The sequence below is a fragment of the Streptomyces sp. NPDC006012 genome (genome assembly GCF_042871185.1).
GTDB lineage: Bacteria > Actinomycetota > Actinomycetes > Streptomycetales > Streptomycetaceae > Streptomyces.
On the sequence record NZ_JBIAIE010000046.1, the window covers coordinates 1 to 20,158 of the forward strand.

Annotated in this window: 11 protein-coding genes; 8 read left to right on the forward strand and 3 right to left on the reverse strand. The window is 70.2% G+C overall.

Going from position 1 to position 20,158, the window contains the following annotated elements:
* Positions 1–766 precede the first annotated feature (766 nt).
* The 3 genes from ACFYPJ_RS37815 (at position 767) to ACFYPJ_RS37825 (ending at position 10,586) form a co-directional block, all read left to right on the forward strand.
* The gene (locus ACFYPJ_RS37815; RefSeq protein ID WP_389026469.1) at positions 767–2,242 is read left to right on the forward strand and encodes a protein kinase; all 1,476 of its coding nucleotides are present in this window, start codon (positions 767–769) and stop codon (positions 2,240–2,242) included.
* Positions 2,243–2,338: 96 nt separating this feature from the next.
* Positions 2,339–5,389 carry an SNF2-related protein gene (locus ACFYPJ_RS37820; protein WP_389026472.1) on the forward strand — a complete coding sequence of 1,017 codons (3,051 nt, stop codon included), beginning with the start codon at positions 2,339–2,341 and terminating at the stop codon, positions 5,387–5,389.
* 34 nt (positions 5,390–5,423) lie between these two features.
* Positions 5,424–10,586: a class I SAM-dependent DNA methyltransferase gene (locus ACFYPJ_RS37825; RefSeq protein ID WP_389026474.1), complete on the forward strand. Its 5,163-nt coding sequence runs from the start codon at positions 5,424–5,426 to the stop codon at positions 10,584–10,586.
* A gap of 62 nt (positions 10,587–10,648) precedes the next feature.
* Here ACFYPJ_RS37825 and ACFYPJ_RS37830 read toward each other — a convergent pair whose 3' ends face one another.
* Both ACFYPJ_RS37830 and ACFYPJ_RS37835 read right to left on the reverse strand, forming a co-directional pair.
* Positions 10,649–10,834 carry a DUF397 domain-containing protein gene (locus ACFYPJ_RS37830; protein ID WP_389026476.1) on the reverse strand — a complete coding sequence of 62 codons (186 nt, stop codon included), beginning with the start codon at positions 10,832–10,834 and terminating at the stop codon, positions 10,649–10,651.
* Positions 10,831–11,709, reverse strand: coding sequence for a helix-turn-helix domain-containing protein (locus ACFYPJ_RS37835; RefSeq protein WP_389026478.1), 879 nt, complete (start codon positions 11,707–11,709; stop codon positions 10,831–10,833). The genes ACFYPJ_RS37830 and ACFYPJ_RS37835 overlap by 4 nt, the downstream gene beginning before the upstream one ends.
* Before the next feature lie 147 nt (positions 11,710–11,856).
* Between ACFYPJ_RS37835 and ACFYPJ_RS37840 the strand changes: the two genes are divergently transcribed.
* From ACFYPJ_RS37840 to ACFYPJ_RS37850, 3 genes are read left to right on the forward strand one after another with little or no spacing between them, the layout of a single operon-like run.
* Positions 11,857–12,474, forward strand: a complete 618-nt coding sequence (locus ACFYPJ_RS37840) for an ATP-binding protein (RefSeq protein WP_389026480.1) — start codon at positions 11,857–11,859, stop codon at positions 12,472–12,474.
* A 52-nt stretch (positions 12,475–12,526) separates the two neighbouring features.
* The gene (locus tag ACFYPJ_RS37845) at positions 12,527–12,922 is read left to right on the forward strand and encodes a hypothetical protein (RefSeq protein ID WP_389026481.1); all 396 of its coding nucleotides are present in this window, start codon (positions 12,527–12,529) and stop codon (positions 12,920–12,922) included.
* Between the two features lie 6 nt (positions 12,923–12,928).
* A complete protein-coding gene (locus ACFYPJ_RS37850) occupies positions 12,929–16,831 on the forward strand; it encodes an AAA domain-containing protein (protein WP_389026483.1) in 3,903 nt (1,300 codons plus the stop codon).
* Positions 16,832–16,879: 48 nt separating this feature from the next.
* Here ACFYPJ_RS37850 and ACFYPJ_RS37855 read toward each other — a convergent pair whose 3' ends face one another.
* On the reverse strand, positions 16,880–17,935 hold the full coding sequence (locus ACFYPJ_RS37855) for a beta family protein (RefSeq protein WP_389026485.1): 1,056 nt from the start codon (positions 17,933–17,935) through the stop codon (positions 16,880–16,882).
* Positions 17,936–18,229: 294 nt separating this feature from the next.
* Between ACFYPJ_RS37855 and ACFYPJ_RS37860 the strand changes: the two genes are divergently transcribed.
* The gene (locus tag ACFYPJ_RS37860; RefSeq protein WP_389026487.1) at positions 18,230–19,453 is read left to right on the forward strand and encodes an AAA family ATPase; all 1,224 of its coding nucleotides are present in this window, start codon (positions 18,230–18,232) and stop codon (positions 19,451–19,453) included.
* 29 nt (positions 19,454–19,482) lie between these two features.
* A complete protein-coding gene (locus ACFYPJ_RS37865) occupies positions 19,483–20,088 on the forward strand; it encodes a hypothetical protein (protein ID WP_389026489.1) in 606 nt (201 codons plus the stop codon).
* Positions 20,089–20,158: the final 70 nt, after the last annotated feature.

Below are 20,158 nucleotides of genomic sequence, written 5' to 3' on the forward strand. Positions count from 1 at the left end.
CCCACAGACCGTCAGGAACCAGCCGCTGCGACAGATCGACACCCACAAGCAGCAATGATGCCCCAACTCACCGCATCACCACATGAGACATCCTCATAGCCACCGGGAGCACCATCTTTATCCCCAACGCCTTCTGGGACGCCTGGTACAGCACATCTTCGCGTTCTGGGTAATTCAGCGTGTCATCGGCTGGAAGTGTTGCGAGGGCACTACCGCCCACCGCGTCCTCCAGCTCAACACGACGTGCCTGTGCACGAGCACAAGCCCATTTCCAGCAGATGCGCTCCAGGCGCGTCCTACTGCCGCGGCGCTGTGACGTCGCGGTAATGATCAGCACTCAGAGAGATAACGTCCAAGCAGCGATAAGAACTGCCCCGAACTCATCCTTCGACAAGCTTCTCCCCCTCCAAAACATCGCGAGGCTCAGCCTCGCTACGAGTCCCAATGCCCTCGGTAGCCCCTTGAACACCTCGGTTTTAGACCAGAGCATCCGCCGAATGGATCACCGCCCAGTCGGCCCGAGCCGACGCAGGCTCCGCCGACGCCGCCTCCGGTCGCTGAGCCGGACACCGGCACCGGCACCGGCACCGGCACCGAAGAGTGACGCGAGGCGTCCGCCCTGCGGAACCGTCGCACCCTTGCCGCGGCCCGGATCAGGGTTCGCCTGTGTCACCCGAGCTGAGCGGCATGCCCTTCCCTCAGGGCGTGGGCTAGCTTGGCAGGGGCTGCCTGCCCCGGTTCGAGCGTGCTGAAAGTGAGGCCTCAGGTGCACATCGCCCCCCTTGATCCCGACGATCCCGCCGAGCTGGGCGGATACGAATTGCTCGGCCGGATCGGGCAGGGCGGGATGGGCCAGGTGTACCTGGGCGAGTCGCCCGGCGGGGAGCCGGCCGCCGTGAAGGTGATCAAGCCGTCCGTGGTCGACTCCGAGACGCGGACCAGGTTCGCGCAGGAAGTGGAGATCCTCAAGACGATCTGGGGAGCCAGGATCGCAGCCCTCCTGGACGCCGACCCGGAGGCGGAGCGTCCGTGGCTGGCGACCGAGTACGTCGAGGGTCTCGATCTGAGCCGTCACGTGGCCGCCCACGGTCCGCTGCCCGCGCTGCTGACGGCGGCGCTGGGCGCGACCCTGGCCGAGGCGCTGGCCACGGTGCACCGGCAGGGTCTGCTGCACCGTGATCTGAAGCCGGCCAACGTGCTCCTCGGGCCGAACGGACCGAAGGTGATCGACTTCGGGCTCGCGGTGTTCGCGGAGTCCAGTGTGTCGCTGACCGCGCCGCACATGGTCGTCGGCACACCCTCCTGCATGCCGCCCGAGCAGGCGAACGGTGAGAAGCCTCTGACGCCGGCGGTCGACGTGTACGCGTTGGGCGCGGTCCTGCTGTTCGCCGCCTCGGGCCATCCGCCCTACCGGGCCGACAACATCCACCTCCTCTTCCACCACGTCGTCGACCCCGCGTTCGCACCGGATCTGTCCGGAGCCCCGGACGAGCTCGTGCCGCTGCTCACCGCCATGCTGGCCCACCGCCCGCAGGACCGGCCGGATCTCGCCGAGGTCGTACGGCGTTGCCGCGCACTGATCGAGTCACAGGGGCTGAAGGTCGCCCAGGCACGCCGCAGGCTCACGACGTACACGGCCGCTCCGACCCACGTCCTGGACGACCTCCTCGCCGTCGGCCGTGTGTCCGGGCCGGGGGTGCGCACGGCGCCCGGGACGGGCGGGACTCCCCTCGCGGCCGCGCCGGCCCGGCCTGACGAGCGGGAACGGGATGCGGCGGGCTTCCGGTCGGCCCGGCGAGGGCAGGACGGCGTCCCGACGGGCCCCGAGGTGCCATCGGCCCGCGTCCCGGCGGGCCCGAAGCTGCCGCCGGACCCCGTCCAGGCGGGCCCCCAGACGCCACCTGGCTCCGCCCCCGCCGGCCCCGAGGCACCACCGGTGCCCGCTCCGGCAAAGCCGCCCTCCGATCCCCGTCTGCTGTTCCGCCGTGTCGAGGTGCCTCCGGAGCCGCTCACCGACGCCCGTGGCGCCTCCGCGTCGGCCACCCGGGAGCCGTCCAGGGCCGGGGCCACCACCGCCGGTTCGGGCCAGGACCCGACCGCCGGGAAGTCCGCCGCTCCGTTGTCCCCGCGCCGCGCGTCCGGGCGCGGCGGCGCGGACCGGCCTCCCCTGCGGAGTTCGGCGCAGGCCCGGACCACCGCACGGCGGCTGCGCGAGGCGTATGCGGCCAGTACCCCCTTCTGACCCGTAAGCCCCTCATACCCGCGATAATGAGCGGGCCCTCACGAGGGCCCCGCCCACGCACGCCACGCACGACCGAATCGCCTCAGGAGGCCACGGGTGACCGCCGTCCAGATCAGCGCGGACCAGACCGGCGCCACGAGCGGCCGGGACCAGTACCCGGCGGGTGCCCTGGTGGTCGTGCGAGACGAGGAGTGGCTGGTCAAAAGCTCGATGCCGACGTCGGACGACGGCACACGCATCGAGGTCGTCGGGGTGTCGGAGTTCGTCCGTGACCAGGAGGCCGTGTACTTCTCCGGCCTGGACCGTATCGAACTGCTCGATCCGGGCGCGACCATGCTCGTTCGGGACGACTCCCCGAACTACCGCCGCTCCCGGCTGTTCCTGGAAGCGGTGCTGCGCCGCACCGCGCTGCCCCAGTCGGAACAACGACTGGCGCTCGCCGACTCGTTCCTGATGGACCCGCTGCCCTACCAGCGGCGCCCCGCCCAACTGGCCCTGTCCGGTGCCAATCTGCGCCCGCGGCTGCTGATCGCGGACGTGGTGGGCCTCGGCAAGACCCTGGAGATCGGCCTGACCCTGGCCGAGCTGATCCGCCGCGGCCGGGGCGAGCGGATCCTGGTGGTCACCCCGCAGCATGTGCTGGAGCAGTTCCAGCACGAGCTGTGGACACGGTTCGCGATCCCGCTGGTGCGGCTGGACTCGGTGGGCATCGAGCGCATCCAGCGGGAGATCCCGGCCGGCCGCAACCCGTTCACCTCGTTCAAGCGGGTCATCGTCTCCATCGACACGCTCAAGAACACCGACCAGTACCAGCACCATCTGGAGCAGATCCGCTGGGACGCGGTCGTCATCGACGAGTCGCACAACCTGATCAACCGCGGTTCGCTGCGCAACCAGCTCGCGCGCACGCTCGCCCCCCGCACGGACGCCCTGATCCTCGCCTCCGCGACCCCGCACAACGGCGACGCGAAGTCCTTCGCCGAACTGATCCGGCTGCTGGACCCGGTGGCGATCCGCGACCCGGAGAACTACCGCGCGGCCGACATCGCGCACCTGTTCATCCGGCGGACGAAGATCAGCCCGGAGGTCCGCGAGCAGATGAAAGGCCAGTGGGCGGACCGGGGCCCGTCCCGCTCGGTGCACTGTCCGGCCGGCCCCGCCGAGGAGAAGATCTTCGAGGAGCTGGCCGCGGTCTGGCTGCCGGGTGACGGCGGCGCCTCGGTCAGCGCCGTCCCCCTCTTCCCCTACACGCTGCTGAAGTCGTTCCTGTCCTCCCACGCCGCGCTACGGGCCACGGTCTCCGCGCGGATCAGGACGCTGGAGAAGAAGGAGGACCGGCGCGGTACCGAGGCCGAACTCGCCGCCCTGTACCGGCTGTCGGAGTTGGCCGCCGGTCTCGGCGAGACGGACTCCGCGAAGTTCGCCGCCCTGGTGCGGCAGTTGCGCGAGGAGATCGGGGTGGGACCCGGTTCCGAGGCGCGGGTCGTGGTGTTCTCGGAGCGGGTCCAGACCCTGGAGTGGCTGGCCGGGGTGCTGCCCGCCGCTCTCGGGTTCCGGGGCCGCGCGGCCCGCGACTGCGTCCGTGTCATGCACGGCGGGCTCTCGGACGAGCAACAGATGGCCCGCGTCGAGGAGTTCGGCCTGGCCGACACACCCGTCCGGGTCCTGCTCACCGGCGACGTGGCCTCCGAGGGCGTCAACCTGCACCGGCAGTGCCACCAACTGGTGCACTACGACGTGCCGTGGTCGCTGATCAGGATCGAGCAGCGCAACGGCCGTATCGACCGCTACGGGCAGGCACATCCGCCGGAGTTCCGGGCGCTGATCCTGACCAGCGAGGTGGCGGGCGCCAAGGACGACACCGTGGTCGCCGAGCGGCTGCTGGAACGCGAGGACCAGGCACACCGCTCGCTGGGCACGGCTGAGGCAGTGACCGGCCTGTACCGGGCGGAGGCGGAGGAGCGGTCCCTCATCCAGGACCTGCTGAGCGGCAGGACCGTCGACGAGTCCCTGGACACACACCGCTCCGCCGCCGACGGCCAGGACGCCGGTCTTGAGGACTTCCTCGCGGACTTCTTCGGCTCGGTGGACGCGACCGCGGAGACGTACGGAGCCCCGCGGGACGACGAGCACGACGCGCCGACCGTGGCCGGAGCGCTGCCGTCGGCTCGCACCGACGACGCGAGCCCGGTCCTCCCCCGGCTCTTCGACTCCACCGCCCACTTCGTGGACGAGGCGCTGCGGGAGGTGTACCCGGACGCCCGCGACCGGCTGGACCTGGACCGCGAACAGCAGTCCGGGCTGCTCTCCTTCCGCCCGCCGGCTGAACTCGTCCACCGTCTCAAGGCGCTCCCCTCGGACTACCTGCGCGAGCAGCGCCTGCGGGAGCGGCTGCTGGTGACCTTCAACCGCCGTCTCGCCGAGCACTCACTGCAACGCGCCCGCCAGTCGTCCACGTCGAGCTGGCCCGAGATCTCCCTGCTCACGGACCTGCACCCGGTCGTCGACTGGCTCACCGACAAGGTCCTCGTCGGACTCGGCCGCCAGGAGGCGCCGATGATCACGTCGAACGTGGCGGAGCCGGTCTACCTGGTCCAGGGCGTGTACTCCAACAAGCTGGGCCGGCCCACTGTCGTGAAGTGGATGGGCGTGACCTGGCGGGAGACCGCCACTTCGACGGAGCAGGGGAAGAATGAGCTCACCTGGGAGGGCCTGGCCGTCGACGACATGGTCTCCCTGCTGCGCCGCGCCGGTGTCGGCCCGGCCATGGCCAACAAGCGGGGCTACCGCGATCCCGAGCCCCTGCGTGCCGCCCTCCCCCGGGTGCTGGAGACGGCCGAGGCGTTCCTCAACGCCCACCGCGACGCCTGGGACGAACCGCTGCGCCGTCCTGTCGAGGAGTACAAGCTGCGGCTCGGCGCCTGGGAGCAGCCCACGCTGGACGGGGAACGCACCCGGGAACGCCTCGCCGATCTCGCCGATTCGCTGCTGACGACGGGCCGGCCTCTGCTGCGGGTCCTCGCGGTGCTGGTACCCGACACCGAACCCGCCGACGGCCGCGGGCAAGGCGACGAAGCCCCGCCCGTCTCCCTCGCGGCGGTGCCCTCCCCCTTCCGCTACGTGCCCTCGAACGCCGCCGCCCTGTGACCCCGGTCTGTGCCCCTCTGAGAGAAGCCCTGTCATGACGTACGACTCCCTGGTCAACCGTGGCGACTACTTCTCGGCTCACTACCTGGCCGAGGTGCTGCCGAAGGATCTCAAGTCGGGCCTGCTCCAGAGGTGGAAGGAGCGCGAGGAGGCGACGAAGCCGCCGGCCGGTGACGACGGCGGAACCGAGGAGGAGACGTCCGCCGCGCCGACGCCCGGCCGCGCCGAACTCCCGGTGACCCCGCGTGCCGGACTACGTGCGCTGCGCCGGGGCTACTTCCGCGCGCGGTCCTCCTTCGCGCTCCCCGAGGACGAGGACGGCATCATCTCCGTCCGCGACACCGACGACGACTTCCTGACCTACCGGGCGCCGAAGTGGCGGGAGCAGGTACGGGCGCTCAACGCCGAGGTGCTGCGCGCGCTCGGCTACGACGCGAAGCCGCGCGTCCTGCCCGTCGAGCGCGCGGGTCAGCGGTACGAGGTCCCGGTCGCCCACGCCGAGAAGGGCCTGGTCGCGCTGGACTGCGGCTGGGCCGCCGAACCCGACGCTGCGCTCGACCCGAAGGGCCGGGGACGCCTGCTGGAACCGGTGCCGCTGGACGGCCCGACCCCGGTGGAGACCGGCTCCAAACTGGCCTCCTTCCTGTTCGCCTGCGCGGAGCCGCCCCGGTACGTGCTGCTCCTCGGCGGCGGGGTGATCGTCCTCGCCGACCGCGCTGTGTGGGGCGAAGGACGCTATCTCGGTGTCTCCCTGGACACCGCGCTCCAGCGCAACGACACCCGGGCGGGCGGCGAACTCGACACCGTGGCCGCGCTGTTCGGCGCGGACTCGCTGCGCACGCCGGAGGAGGGCGGCGAGAACCCGCTGGCCGAGCTGGTCGGCAAGTCGGCCAAGCACGCGGTCGGCGTCTCCAGCGAACTCCGCGACGGCCTGCGCAAGAGCGTCGAACTGATCGCGAACGAGGTACTCCAGCGGCTGCACGGGCAGGGCGTACGCCCCGAGGACATCGGCGAACTCCCCGACCTGGGGCGCCGGTTGACCCGGGAGTCGCTGCGCTACCTCTACCGGATCCTGTTCCTGCTGTACGCGGAGGCCCGTCCCGAGCTGGGCATCCTGCCCGCCGACTATCCCGAGTACCAGCAGGGCTACGGGCTCGGCCGGCTCGGTGAACTCGTCGCCGAGCGGGAGCCGGTGGGCGACACCGCGCGCAACGGCTTCTACCTCTACGAGTCCCTGGACCTGCTGTTCCGCAAGGTGCAGGACGGCTACCGCCCGCGCCGCACGCACGGCGTGGAGGCGGCCGCCGACGACACGGCGGGCGAGAAGACCAGCGAGGACGTCGGCCTGCGCTTCGAGCCGCTGCACAGCAAGCTGTTCGAACGCGACGCGATCCGCCTGATCGGCGCGGACAGTCTCCCCGACCCGCGCCACGACTCGGACGAGGCCCTGGCACGCGGCGAGTCCGTCCGCTGCCTGGACACCCGGCTGCGCAACGCCACCCTCCACCAGGTGCTGCACAGCCTGATGATCACCCAGGGGAAGCGGGGGGAACGCGGCGGCTTCATCTCGTACGCGCAGCTCGGCATCAACCAGCTGGGCGCGGTCTACGAGGGCCTGATGTCGTACAGCGGCTTCATCGCGGGCGAGGAGTTGTACGAGGTCGCCAAGCACGGCGACCCGAAGGACGGTTCCTGGCTGGTCCCCAAGTCGAAGATCGCCGACTACGACGACTCCGTGTTCGTACGACGCCGGGACCGGATCACCGGTGAGGAACTCCGCGTGCGGTACGCGCCGGGCTCGTTCGTGTACCGCCTCTCCGGCCGCGACCGGCAGACCTCCGCGTCGTACTACACACCCGAGTCGCTGACGCGGGTCACCGTGCAACTGGCCCTCCAGCAGCTCCTCGCCGACACCACGGAGGCGAAGGACCTCCTGGACTGGCGGATCTGCGAACCCGCCCTCGGCTCGGGCGCGTTCCTCAACGAGGCGATCAACCAGGTCGCCGCGGAATATCTGCGGCGCAGGCAGACCGAGCTGGGCCGGTCGATCGACACCGACCAGTACGCCGTCGAACTCCAGAAGGCGAAGGCGTACATCGCCCTGCACAACTCCTACGGCGTCGACCTCAACGAGACGGCCGTGGAACTGGCCGAGGTGTCGTTGTGGCTCAACACCATGCACCCCGGCATGGAGGCCCCCTGGTTCGGCCTGCACCTGCGGCGCGGCAACTCGCTGATCGGCGGCCGACGGGAGGTGTACGGGGCCGACCGGCTGAAGAAGGGCGGCTGGCTGGGGACCACTCCGGAGCGCTTCCCGTTGGCGGAGGCGGTAGGCGGCGCGTCGCTCCCGGAAGGCTCGGTGCACCACTTCCTCCTCCCGGCGAAGGAGTGGGGCGCCGTCGCCGCCGAGAAGGAGGCCAAGGCGCTGGCTCAGGCGGAAGCGAAGGCGCTGGCCGCGTGGCGGAAGACGGTCACGAAGTCACCTACGGCGAAGCAGACGGCCCGGCTCCAGGGGCTGGCCCGCCGTGCCGAGTACCTGTGGGGTCTGGTCGTACGACGGCTGGAGCTCTCGGAGCGGGACATCTCCCGTCGCATCCGGGTGTGGGGAGCGGAGGACGACTGGCTGCGCCGGCCGGAGGTCGCCGTGCAGCGGGACGCGGTGCTGGCCGAACTCCAGGCGGAGGACACCCCTTACTGGCGTCTCAAGACGCTCATGGACGCGTGGTGCGCGCTGTGGTTCTGGCCGGTACAGAGCGCGGCGCTGCTGGACGGTACGGACGAGCGGTACGCGCGGGCGAAGGCGCTGGCCGCGCGGGCGGCGGAGTTCGAGGTGGTGAGCACCGAGGGCGGTGAGGAGACCGGCGCCGACAATGTCCTGCTGGCCTGGGAGGCGGATGCGCTGCCCGGTTTCACCGCCGAGCCCCGGCAGATGACGCTGACGCGGGACTCGGTGTCCCGCCGCCGCACCGGCCGCCGCGTGGAGCAGATCAAGGGTGAGCGCCGCGACGTCATCGCCCTCGCCGACCTGGACGACTGGATCGACTTCGCAGAGGCGCTGCTGGGGACGCAGGATGTGCCGGAGGAGTCGTTGGTCTCGACGTTCGAGACGCTGGCCGACCTGTCCGTGTACGAGGACGAGCTGCCCGAGTGGATGGGCATGGACCGGTTCCAGTCGCTGGAGGGGCGGTTCCTGTGGGCGGGCGCGGCGAGGGATGTGGCGAGGGCACAGGGGTTCTTCCACTGGGAGCTGGAGTTCGCGCAGGTGTTTGCGCGGGGTGGGTTTGAGTTGCAGGTGGGGAATCCGCCTTGGGTGCGTCCAGAATGGCAGGAGGACCAGGTTCTGGCCGAGTTGGAACCCTGGTTCGTGCTGGCCGAGAAGCCCAGTGCGGCGGACTGGCGACTACGCAAGCAGGACGTGCTGGACAACCGAGTCGACAGCAGGAGCTTCCTCCTCAGCGAGCTGACAGTCGTTGCAGGTGTCATCGCTGGATTGAGCAGCCCAGCAGTTTATCCGCTCCTCGTCGGCACGAGAGGTGATCTTTATCGTGCATTCATGGCTCAGGTATGGAAGCACACCGGACCACACGGCAGCGCAGGCATGATCCACCCGGATACACACCTCAGCGGTGTACGCGAGGGTGCCATCCGAGCTGCGGCGTACCGGCATCTCCGAGTTCACGCGCACTTCGTTAACTCAGCAAACTGGGCCTTCGAAGATCTCCATCGTTCTTGGGAATTCGGGATGCATGTCTACGGCGCGTCGCAGGATCCTGACTTCCTGCACGTCAGTGAGCTTCGTGGCGCCGAGGTCTTGACCTATTCTCTAGCCCACGACGGTGAAGGCGCGACGCCTGGGATCAAACACAACGGCTCGTGGGACATCCGTCCGCACCGCGATCGCGTAGTCCATGTCAACTCTAAGCTGTTGGCCAGTTGGCAGGCTCTCACAGGCTCGACAGATGACGCGACACAAACCCCCCTGCTGTACACCGTCCTCGTTGGCGAGCAAGGTGCGATCGAGGCACTGGCTGCCTATCGCAGCATCCTGGCCGATTACAGTCCGATGATCTCAGGTGGATATAACGAAACCAACGCCAAGAAAGAGGGGATAATTCGTTGGGAAACCCAGACCGTCCCCGAGCTCTCAGATGTCATCCTCCAGGGACCGCACCTCGCATCGGCACTCCCCTTCTCGAAAGAGCCGAGAATCCCGTGCCGAAACAATAGGGACTGGGACTGGCTCACTCCGACAGGCTTGCCCGAGGGCTGCGTCCCCGTGACCAATTATCTGCGGGCCACGGACAAAGATAAATACCTTGCAGCGCAGGACTCCTGGCGCGGAAAGCCATCCACCTCGTACTTCCGATTGGCCTGGCGGAGAATGATTCCCTTCGCCAACAGCCGCAGCCTGCACGCAGCGCTCATCCCGCCTGGACCAGCCCATGTACACACAGTGCAGTCGATGGCTTTCGATGACGGTCAACTCACCGCCCTCAGCTCGGGGTTCTGGGCAGCACTTCCCCTGGACTACCTACTGCGCATCACAGGCCGCTCCGATCTTCAACCTGGCGAGGCCGTCAAGATGCCCGCCGCTGACCCAGCGCATCCCCTTGCGCCCGCCCTGCTCCTCCGCACCCTCCGTCTAAACGCCCTCACCACCCACTACGCCCCCCTCTGGAGGGAACTGTTCGACCCCCTGTGGGCTCGCTACGAGGACTGGGCTAAACCCGACTGGCCTTACCTCAAACCCCTGGCCGCTGGGCTCAAGCAGACCTGGGAGTACGGCACCCCCCTCCGCACCGAGCACGAACGCCGGGCCGCCCTCGTAGAACTCGACGCCCTCGTCTCCGTCTGGCTCGGTATCACCGCCGACCAGCTCGCTGCGATCTTCAAGTCGCGCTACCCCCAGCTCTACGACTACGAGTCGGCAACCTGGTTCGACGCCAACGGCCGCAAGATCGCCGCCGACTTCAACACCTACGGTCACGGCCAGACCAAGCAGGACTACCTCGACCTCATGGCCCACTTGGAAGACCCGGAGCGCACCCCACCCCCCGAGGGCTACAAGGCGCCCTTCTACAAGGCCGACCGCGAGGCCGAGATGCGGGCGGCTCACGCGCACTTTCAGGCCCGGCTGGACGCTGAGATCGCCGCCGGGCGGTGGACACCCCCCATCCGCGAAGCCGTACAGGCGTAGTCGGCGGGCCCTGCCGGACACAGGTCTACCCCTGGCACGTGGCCAGGGGCAGACCCAACGCCCTACCGGACAGCGAAGCCGACGAACGCGGTCCACGCCTCCGCATCGACCGCAAGACCGCGGCGGGCTATGTCCTTGGAGTCGCGTACGTGTACGACGTGAGGGCAGACGGCGACCTCGACGCACTCACCTCCATCGCCAGTGCTGTAACTACTCTTGAACCAAGCCAGTCCGGACTCAAAGCTCATGTCTCTCCCAGCAACTTCTCTACGTATGCCAGTGACTCACTCGGCGTGAGGGCCTGTGCTCGGAGAATCCCGTAACGGGCCTCAAGCTCCCGGACCTTCGACTGCCCTGAGTAGAGGCGGCTGTCACCTTGCACCTCCGCATAGGCGATCCTCCGCCCTTCAGGTGTATCGATCAAGGTGAACGGGCCGCCCAGTGCGCCGTGGTCCTCTCGACTGACCGGCATGACCTGGATCTCAACGTTTCGCTTATGGCCGATAAGCAGTACCTGCTCCAACTGGCCCCGCAGTACTTCTTTACCCCCAAGGGGCCTCTGGAGCACGGACTCTTCCAAGACGAAGCTCATCAGTGGCGCGGGCTTGCGCGCGTAGATCTCCTGCCTCGCCAGACGTGCACTCAGCCCTTGCTCAATCCGATCCTCGTCAAGCAGCGGGCGGCGGATGGAGAACACAGCGCGGGCGTACTCCTCGGTCTGCAACAGGCCCGGGACGGCATACATCGCGTACACATGTAGCTCAAGCGCCTCCCCCTCCAACCGAGCCGCATCCCGAAAGAACGCCGGATACTGCGCCCGAGCCACCTCCTCCTTCATCTCCTGGAGGACCCCGCCCGCGTCCAGCACCTCATCCGCCCGATCGATGAACCTCGGCGGAGCCACCCGGCGCCCCTGCTCGTACGCGGCGATGGTGGACACCGAATACCCCGTCAGCGAGCCGAACTCGGGCCGCTCCAGGCCCGCCCGGACCCGGAACCGCTTCAACTGGCGCCCGAAGACCCGCAGAACGCCTGAGCCGGCGTCGGGTTCAGGCTGCCGTTCGTCCCCGTCAGCGTCGCCACTCTCCGACGCCTCGTCCACCAGTCCCGTCGGTTCACTCATCCCCGTACCACCTCCCCCGGCCAACGCGCTCCCGCGCCCGCCGTCACGCTCCGTCCCGCCTACACCCGCGTACCACACGCCTACAGCGACTCTCCGTGTGCGCGCCGTATCTGGTCACGCTAGGACCGCACCGGCAGCGTGGGCCACATGAACAGCAGAACTTCCCCCACACGGCGAACTCCCGAAGCCGAGACCGAAGCCGAAGTCGATGCCGACACCGAAGCCGCAGGCGAATCCGAGCCCCGGACCGAGACGTCCTCCGGCCCCCTCCACGAGTTCGCGATGGCCTTCACCTCGTCCCCGCGTGGCGCCCGCCTCGCCCGCAGGCTGGTCTCCCACCGGCTCGACACGTGGGGGCATCCGTACGACCACCGGGTCAACGACACGCTCACCCTGATCACGGCCGAGCTGACCGCCAACGCCGTACGGCACGGGCACGGCCACGGACGGGACTTCCATGTCCGGCTCACCGAGAGCACCGACTCCCTGCGCGTCGAGGTCACCGACACGCGGACCGAGCGCGTGCCGCTGCTCTCCGACCGGGAACCGCCCGGCGACGCGGAGTCCGGCCGGGGCCTGATGATCGTGGCGGGGCTGGCGACCCGCTGGGCGGTCGCCCCGCGCGTGGGTGCCCCGGGGAAGACCGTGTGGGCGGAGTTGTGTCTGACGCCGGACACGCACGCCCCGGCCATCGTCGACCCGTTTCACGCCATCGGCCGGGACGGCGGCCCCTCTTGGGCGTCCGGTGTCAGTGGCGGCCACTAGTCTCGTTCGCCCGGCAAGGAGCCGGTGAATCCACGGGGAGTACGAGACCGCCATGCCCGACAACCACTCCGGATATCTGATCTCCGTCGTCGACGAGGATCCGCTGCGCGCCCGCAAGGACGCACGCGAACTGCTCGCCGCGCTCGGCGAGGTGGATCCCACGGCCAGGCTGGACCTGCCCGAGCCCCTCCGTCTGACCGGGGTCGGCGACAAGGGCGGGCCGTCCGCCGAGACCGTCGGGCTGCTGCTGAGCGCCGGTTCGTTCGTCGTCGCGCTGGTGCAGACGTGGCTGGCGCGGATCCCGCAGCGCACCATCGTGGTCAAGCGGCCCGACGGGGCGACCCTGAGCATCACCGGCAAGGAGGCCCGCGAGGACGACACGCTCATCGAGCGGTTCCTCGCGGACGACGGCGACGCCGACGGCACCACGGCGACGACGGCGGGCTGAGCGGCGATGACCGACAACGACCGGCACGCACTGCTCGTCGGCGTCTCCACCTACGACAGCGAGACGTACGCCGAACTCCCGGCCGTACGCGCCGATCTGCACTACATGCGGGCGGTGCTGGAGAACACCGAGATCGGCATGTACAACGAATGCGCGCTGGCCGCCGAGCCGACGCGCGCGGAGATGCTGCACGCGGTCGAGACGTTCCTTGAGGCACGGCAGCCGAGTGAGACCGCGCTGCTCTACTTCAGCGGGCACGGCGAGTTCTGCGAGCAGGACGGCCAGCTGTACTTCCTGACCCGGGACACCGACCCCGCCGACCTGCCGGGCACGGCCGTACCGGCGGAGTTCCTGGAGCGGATGCTCCAGTCGTGCCGGGCCGCCTCCAAACTGGTCCTGCTGGACTGCTGCTCCAGCGGGTCCGTCGTCCAGGGCTGGACCGCGAAGGGCCCGTCGGGGGAACCGGACCGGACCGCGCCGAGCACCCTGCTGCGGCCGACCGGCGTGTACTTCATCACCGCGTCCGACGCCCTCCAGGCGGCCTCCGCGATGGCGCCGCCCGGGTCGGGCCTCGGCACCTCCCGGTTCACCGGGGAGATCGTCGAGGGGCTGCGCAACGGCCGGATCAAGGAGGGCGGCTGGATCACCCCGGACGACCTCTTCGACTACCTGACCGCCCAGATGACCCGCGACGGCGTACCGGAGGAGCAGCGGCCCACCAAGTCCACGATCAGGGCGACCCGGAGCCTTCCCTTCGCCCGGTCGGTGGCACGGCCGGTGCGGCTCCCCGCGCTCCCTCACAACGCCGCCGGAACCGTCCGGCGCTCCCCCGCGCTGCTGAAGGCCCGGGAGCTGGCGGAGGCGGACGAGCGGGACGGCGTCGACCGGCAAGGACTGCTGCGGTACTACGCGGACTGCCTCACCGCGCAGGCGGCGGCCGGAATGCGGCCCGAACGGGACGGCGGCCGGAACAAGAAGTACTTCCTGCTGACCCAGGGCGAGGAGACCATCCAGTCAGGGCGCGGACCGCACATCGTCGCGCCCGGAGCGCTGCCCCGGCCTCAGGAGGGGCGGCCCGGCACGGACACCGAGGCGGGGACGCGGCAGGAGTACTGGTACGGCTATCCGGCGATCACGCTGCCCGCGCGGGACGCGGGCCGGGGGCGGCGCGCGACGGTGGAACTGGCGCCGCTGCTCATCCAGCAGATGGAGCTGGCGCCGGACGAGGAGGGCCGGGACGTGCTCCGGCCCAGCGGTGTACCGTCCCTGCACAGCGGGGTCGTGTCGGAACTCCTGGACGCGGGTGACGCGGCCGACCTGGTCGCGCGCTGGCAGCCGGCCTGGCAGGAGGGCAACGACGCCCAGATGCTGCGCGCCGTAAGGGAGTTGCTGGACGAGCTGGGGCTGCCGGAACTCGAACCCCTGGATCCGTCCGCGCTGAGCGACCGCACGGTGATGCAGGCGCTGCGGCCCGGCGCGCACAACGCGGCCGTGCTGCTGGTGCCTTCGGGCGCGGAGGCCATGGCCACCCAGGCGCTGGTGGAGAACCTGCTTGAGATCTCCACGCGGACGGCGCAGATCGCGGGCACCGCCCTGGACGCGCTGCTGAACGGCGGGGCCCGGCGGGAGCCCGCGCCTGGTGCCGTCGCGGCGAGCCCGGTGACGCCCGTCGCTCCGGGACCGTGCAACGAGAGCCAGGAACTGGTGATCTCGTCGGCGATGACCCAGCCGCTGACGGTGGCGTCCGGGCCGCCCGGCACGGGCAAGAGCGAGGTTGTCACGGCGGTCGTCACCACCTGTGTGGCCGCGGGTCAGTCGGTGCTGGTGGCCTCCACGAACAACGAGGCCGTGAACGTCGTCGCCCAGCGCTGCGACGACATCGCGCCCGGCCTGCTCATGCGGACGGGCAACGCGGAGGCCCTGGAGCGGGAGGCGGCCAAACTGGAACGACTGCTCGCCGAACCGGCCGGGGCGCCGCGGCGCGGGTCGGCCACAGTGGGCGGCGAGCTGCGCAACACCCGGGGAACGGCGGACCGGCTGCGGGCACAGGCGGCACACCGCGTCGGCGAGGAAGGACAACTGCTGGAACTGTTCCGCGACCGGGAGGAACGGGCCGCGGCCCTGGAGCTGTCCCTTTCCCTGCTCGAAGGGGCTTGGGCCACAAACGCCGACGGCGTGGCATCGCTGGGCCGCTGGGCGGAGCGGGCCCGGAAGGCGGCCGGGGCCCGCTGGTGGCAGCTGGGGGCATGGCGGCGCGGGCGGGCGCTGGGCGCGCTCGTAGCGGCGGTGACGGAGCGCCCGGACGGGGCAGGACCGGCATGGCCGGAGTGGGCGACGCGACGACCCGTGCCTCCCGAACTGCTGGACTCCCTGGCCGGGACCGTGTCCGTGGAGCGGGAGGTGCGGGAACTCGTCCACCGGCACGGGGAATGGGACGAGGAAGGGCTCAAGCAGTCCCGGCTCGCGACGGCGGAGGCGCTGTCCGGGCTGTCGGCGGAACTGTCCCGCGCGTTGTCCGCCGAGGCCCTGGACCGGGCCAAGGGGCCCATGAATCAGCGGCTCCAGGCGCTCCGCCGCCGCTCCGGCTACCAGCGCAGCCAGAAGAACCTGATGACGCGGATCAAAGGATGGGCCGTCAGCACCCATTCGGTGCGACAACTCGAACTCACCCCGCAGCTGTTCGACCTGGTGGTCATCGACGAGGCCAGTCAGTGCTCCATCCCGTCGGTGCTGCCGCTGCTGTTCCGGGCCCGCCGGGCACTGATCATCGGCGACCCCATGCAGCTCGGGCACATCCCCGGCGTGTCACCTCAGCAGGAGCGTCAGGCACGGGTACGGGCCGGGCTGAGCGCCGCGCAGCTGGAGCACCACCGCCTCACCTACCACGTGTACTCCTCGTACCACGCGGCCGAACAGCACGGCGACAGCGCGCTGCTCCTCGACGAGCACTACCGCTGCCACCCGCGGATCGCGGACGTCGTCAACGGCCACTGCTACGGCGGCCGGTTGCGGGTGCTGACCGACGTGCGGCGGCAGGTGGCATCGCACGACCCGGTGGGAGCGGCCGACCCGGCACCGGTACTCGGCTGGGTCGACGTACCGTCCGGGGAATCGGCGCGCGGCGGCGGGGGGCAGTCCTGGCGCAACGCGGAGGAGGCCGCGGCCGTCCGGCGCGTGGTCGACGGACTGCTGGCGGGGCTTCCGCAGGGCGCGACGGTGGGAGTGGTCACGCCGTTCCGGGCGCAGAAGGAGACGCTGGCGCGGATATGGCGGGACGACGACCGCGTCCGGGTCGGCACCGTCCACACCTTCCAGGGCGGACAGCGGGACGTGATGGTGCTCAGCCCGGTGGCGGCGCACAACACACCGCCCCGGACGACGCACTGGGTCGCGAGCCAGGTCAACCTGTGGAATGTGGCGGTCACCCGGGCCAAGTCGCAGCTGATCACGGTGGGAGACCGCGCCTTCTGGCAGGACCAGAGCGGCCTGCCCGCCCTCCTCGCCGCGCGTTCGGCGCCGCTGGGAGCGGGCTACGACGGCACGACGGCCGACGCCGGCCCGCCCGGCCCGGTGACCGAGGCCCGCGCGGACCTCACCGACCGCCTGCAGCGGTACCTGGCCGGACGGGGCATCACCGATCTGGAGCGGGCCGTGCTGGTGGGCGGACACCCGGTGGACCTGCTGTTCACCGACGCCGGCGAGAACACGGCGGTGCTGATCGACCCCGGCCCGGGGTCCGGCACGGACCCCGCGCGGCATCTCCGGCTGACCCACGCACGAGGCGACCTGCTCACCGGCCTGCCCTCCGGGGGGCACGGGGCCAAGCCCTGCCCCGTGAGCCGGACGGTGCGGGTGCCCGCGTGGCAGATCATCGCGGGCGACACCGCGCTGGCACCGCTGTTCGACTGAGCGCCGGACAAGGCGGCCGGGCCCGGACAGCCAGGCCCGGCGGCCCGCTCAGCGGCCGGGCAGGCTCCGCATGACGTGCGTCATGTGCTGGAGGTTTCCCGCCCGCAGCCACTCCGTGGGGCCGCCCACGCCCTCGCTGGTCGAGAGCGGGCCGTGCGCGCAGTCGCTCAGCCATTCCTCGCCCTGTCCGGCCCCCGCTCCCCGGAACTCGGGCAGTTCGACGATCCGGCGGGCCGCGCTGCGGTTGACGGCGATCCGGTCGGGACCCCGGGTCAGCGTCTTGAACAGGAGGTATGAGCTGTCGGTGGTGTAGCGGAGCACGCCCCAGGGCGGCCCGCCCTTCCTCCCGGGTGCCGGGGCCTGCGCGAGAGCACTCGGGGGCTGCACCCCGTAGTCGCCGTAACCGAGCAGCGGAGCATAGGCGCCGCCCGTGGCGCGCACCTCATGCCACATGCGCCACTCCGCCCGCGCCGCCTCACACCATCCTTCCTCCAGCATGTCGGCGATGACCCGGGGAAAGCCCCCTCCGAGCAGAGCGGCGCTCCGCCAGACCGCCATGGGCATCAGCGCGTCGAGGCCGCGCAGTGCCTCCTTGCCCGCGTCGGGCCGGTCGTCGAGGACCGCGCCCATGTCGAGCAGCAGATCCACGGGCACCTCAGGACCGGTTCGGGCCAGCAGGCGCCGGACGCCCTCCCCGAGACCGTCATCCCACTCCCCCGTGACCCGCACCCGGACACCCAGGCCGCGCAGGCTGCGGCGGGCCGTCTCCACGGCTCCCGCCTGCTGCGCCCCGGTCCGCTCCGGCCCGGTCACTGGACGCAGCCGCCCCAAGTCGCAGTAGACGGACAATGCTTCGACGAGGGCGGTGGTCTGCGCGTCCTCGCCGAAGGGAGCGTCGATCCATCCGCCGTGACGGCTCACGGCGCTCACCGGACCGACGTACTTGCCCACCAGTGTGGCCAGTGTCTCCGGGGTTGCTCCGGGCAGCGGTGGCAGGTTCCACAGCGGCCTGATCGCGGCCCGGACGTCCGGCCACAGCAGCCGGCAGGCCGCGGCGGCGTGCGGCCGTGTCGGCAGAACGGGAACATAGAGCGGTCCGGACATCGTGGCTCCCCCTCGGCACCGTCCGTGCGCGTCCCTTTCCACCAGAGTCCGTTCGCCTCGAAGCACTTGAAAAGAGAGCGTTTTCGGCCCGCATGGCCGATGTGTTCAAGTACCTGGTGACGGTGTGACGTAAGTTGTACGCTTCGTGATGCTCGGTGGTCGGACGCGCCAAGTGGACGATGCACATGGGGAACTGAGCGGCACTCAGCGGCCTGCCTCGGGACCGTCCGCCGTGCGCCGACCAGTTCGCTGACCGGGCGCCGCGGCCCGGCCGTTCCACGATGGGCGCGAGGCGTGAACCACCGGATACTCGGTCTGACCGTGCGGAACTTCCGCACCCTCACCGACGTGAAGCTGCCACTCGGCCCGCTGACCGTCCTGTCCGGCCCGAACGCGGCCGGCAAGTCGAACGTGCTGCAGTCCTTGGAGTTCCTCGGGGATGTGGCGGAGACGGGTATCGAGCAGGCGCTGGAGAAGCGCGGCGGATTCGACGTCCTCGCCTTTCGCGGCGGACGGAGCCCGGTGTCACGTATCACCGTAGGGGTCGAGGGGCTCTGGTCGGACTTCGCCTCGCAGGAGACACCCGACCGCTACGAGCTGAGCGTCTCCCGGCCCCGGCTGCCCGAGGGTTCGCGCGAACGCTACGCGATGTACCGCCGCGAGCGTTTCGTGCAGCATCCGGCAGAGGGCAGCGAGACCTCGATGGAGTTGACGGGCGGCTCCGTGAAGGTCGACAGCGGCCTGCCGGGAGACCACACCGACGGCACGGCCGACGTCGGGCGCATGGCGTCAGTCCTCCACCAGGGACCAGCGCCCGCGCTGCCGGACAGCGCGCCTTCGGCTCGCGCCGTCACCGATGTGAAGCGGCACCTCTCCCAGATCCGGGTGTTCGACCCGGACGTACGCGAGGCACGGAAGCCCTACGGCATCAGCGAGTCGGGGCAGTACCTCGCGAGCGACGCCTCCAACCTCGCCGACTTCCTGCGGGGACTGAAGGAGCGGGAGGACGGGGAAGCCTGGGAGATGCTCCTGGAGGACGTCAGAACCGTCGTGCCGCAGATCCGGGACATCCATCTCGTCACACCGCCCGACTTCGTGTCCTACCGGACCGCGGTGGAACTGGAGGAAGAAGGTCTGCGCGGCCGGACCCGGCTGACGGAGGCATCCTGGGGCACGGTCCGCATCCTGTGCATGCTCGCGATCTTCCACGATCCCAACCCGCCGCTGCTCACCTGCATCGAGGAAGTCGATCACGGAATCCATCCGCACGCGCTGGAGCTGCTGGCCGAACGCCTGCGCGAGGCCAGCGAGCGCAGCCAGTACCTGGTGACCACCCATTCCCCGGTCTTCGTGAACAAGCTGGACGCCGACGAATGGGTGCCCTGCGGCCGTCGTGTCAACGGCGCCTCTGTGATCCCCGACCGCATGCCGGGCCGAATTCGGGAGGTCGTGGAGGAGTCCGAGCACGAGCCTCTCGGTGATCTCTGGTACTCCGGTTCGGTCGGAGGCTCGCTGTGAGCCCGCGCCGTCCGGGCAGGAGACCGTCGGTGATCGTCGTAGCCGGTGAGAGCGGCAACGATCGCAGTGTCCTCAAGAAGCTGATACCGGCCCTGTACCGCGGGAAATGCCCAAGGATCGAGGAGATCCGGGACGAGATCAAACTGGCGGCTGCCATCAACCAGCTCAGTCCCCGGGTCGAAATAATCCGCAAGCGGGCGCTGGCCAAGGCCAAGGACTGCGACGCCGAGTTGGCCGGCATCGTGGTGCACGCCGACATGGACGCTGTGACCGACCAGGGCTACGACAGAGTCCGCGACCGGGTCACCGCCCAGCTTCGTGCCGGGCTCCCCTGCAACTCCGCCCTGGCCCTCGCCGCGGTCGAGATGGAGGCATGGCTGATGCAGTTCCCGGACGCGTTCCCCAAGGTGCACAGGGGCTGGGCGATGCGCCCTCAGGACTGCGTCCGTGATCTGGGCCTCCTGCTGGACCCGAAGGAACATCTGAAGAGGCATCTCGGAAGGCCGACCTACAAGGAATCCCACTCCCCGAAGATCATGGACGAGGCGGTCCGGCACGGCCACGTGAGCACACGCCCCAGCGGCAACAACCGCTCGTTCCGCGACTTCGCCGACGAACTGGCGGGCTGGAAGTAGCCGGGGCGGCTGTGACCAGGCCCGGACACCGACCGGCAACCGTGTCGGCCACCCGCTATACGGTGGTACC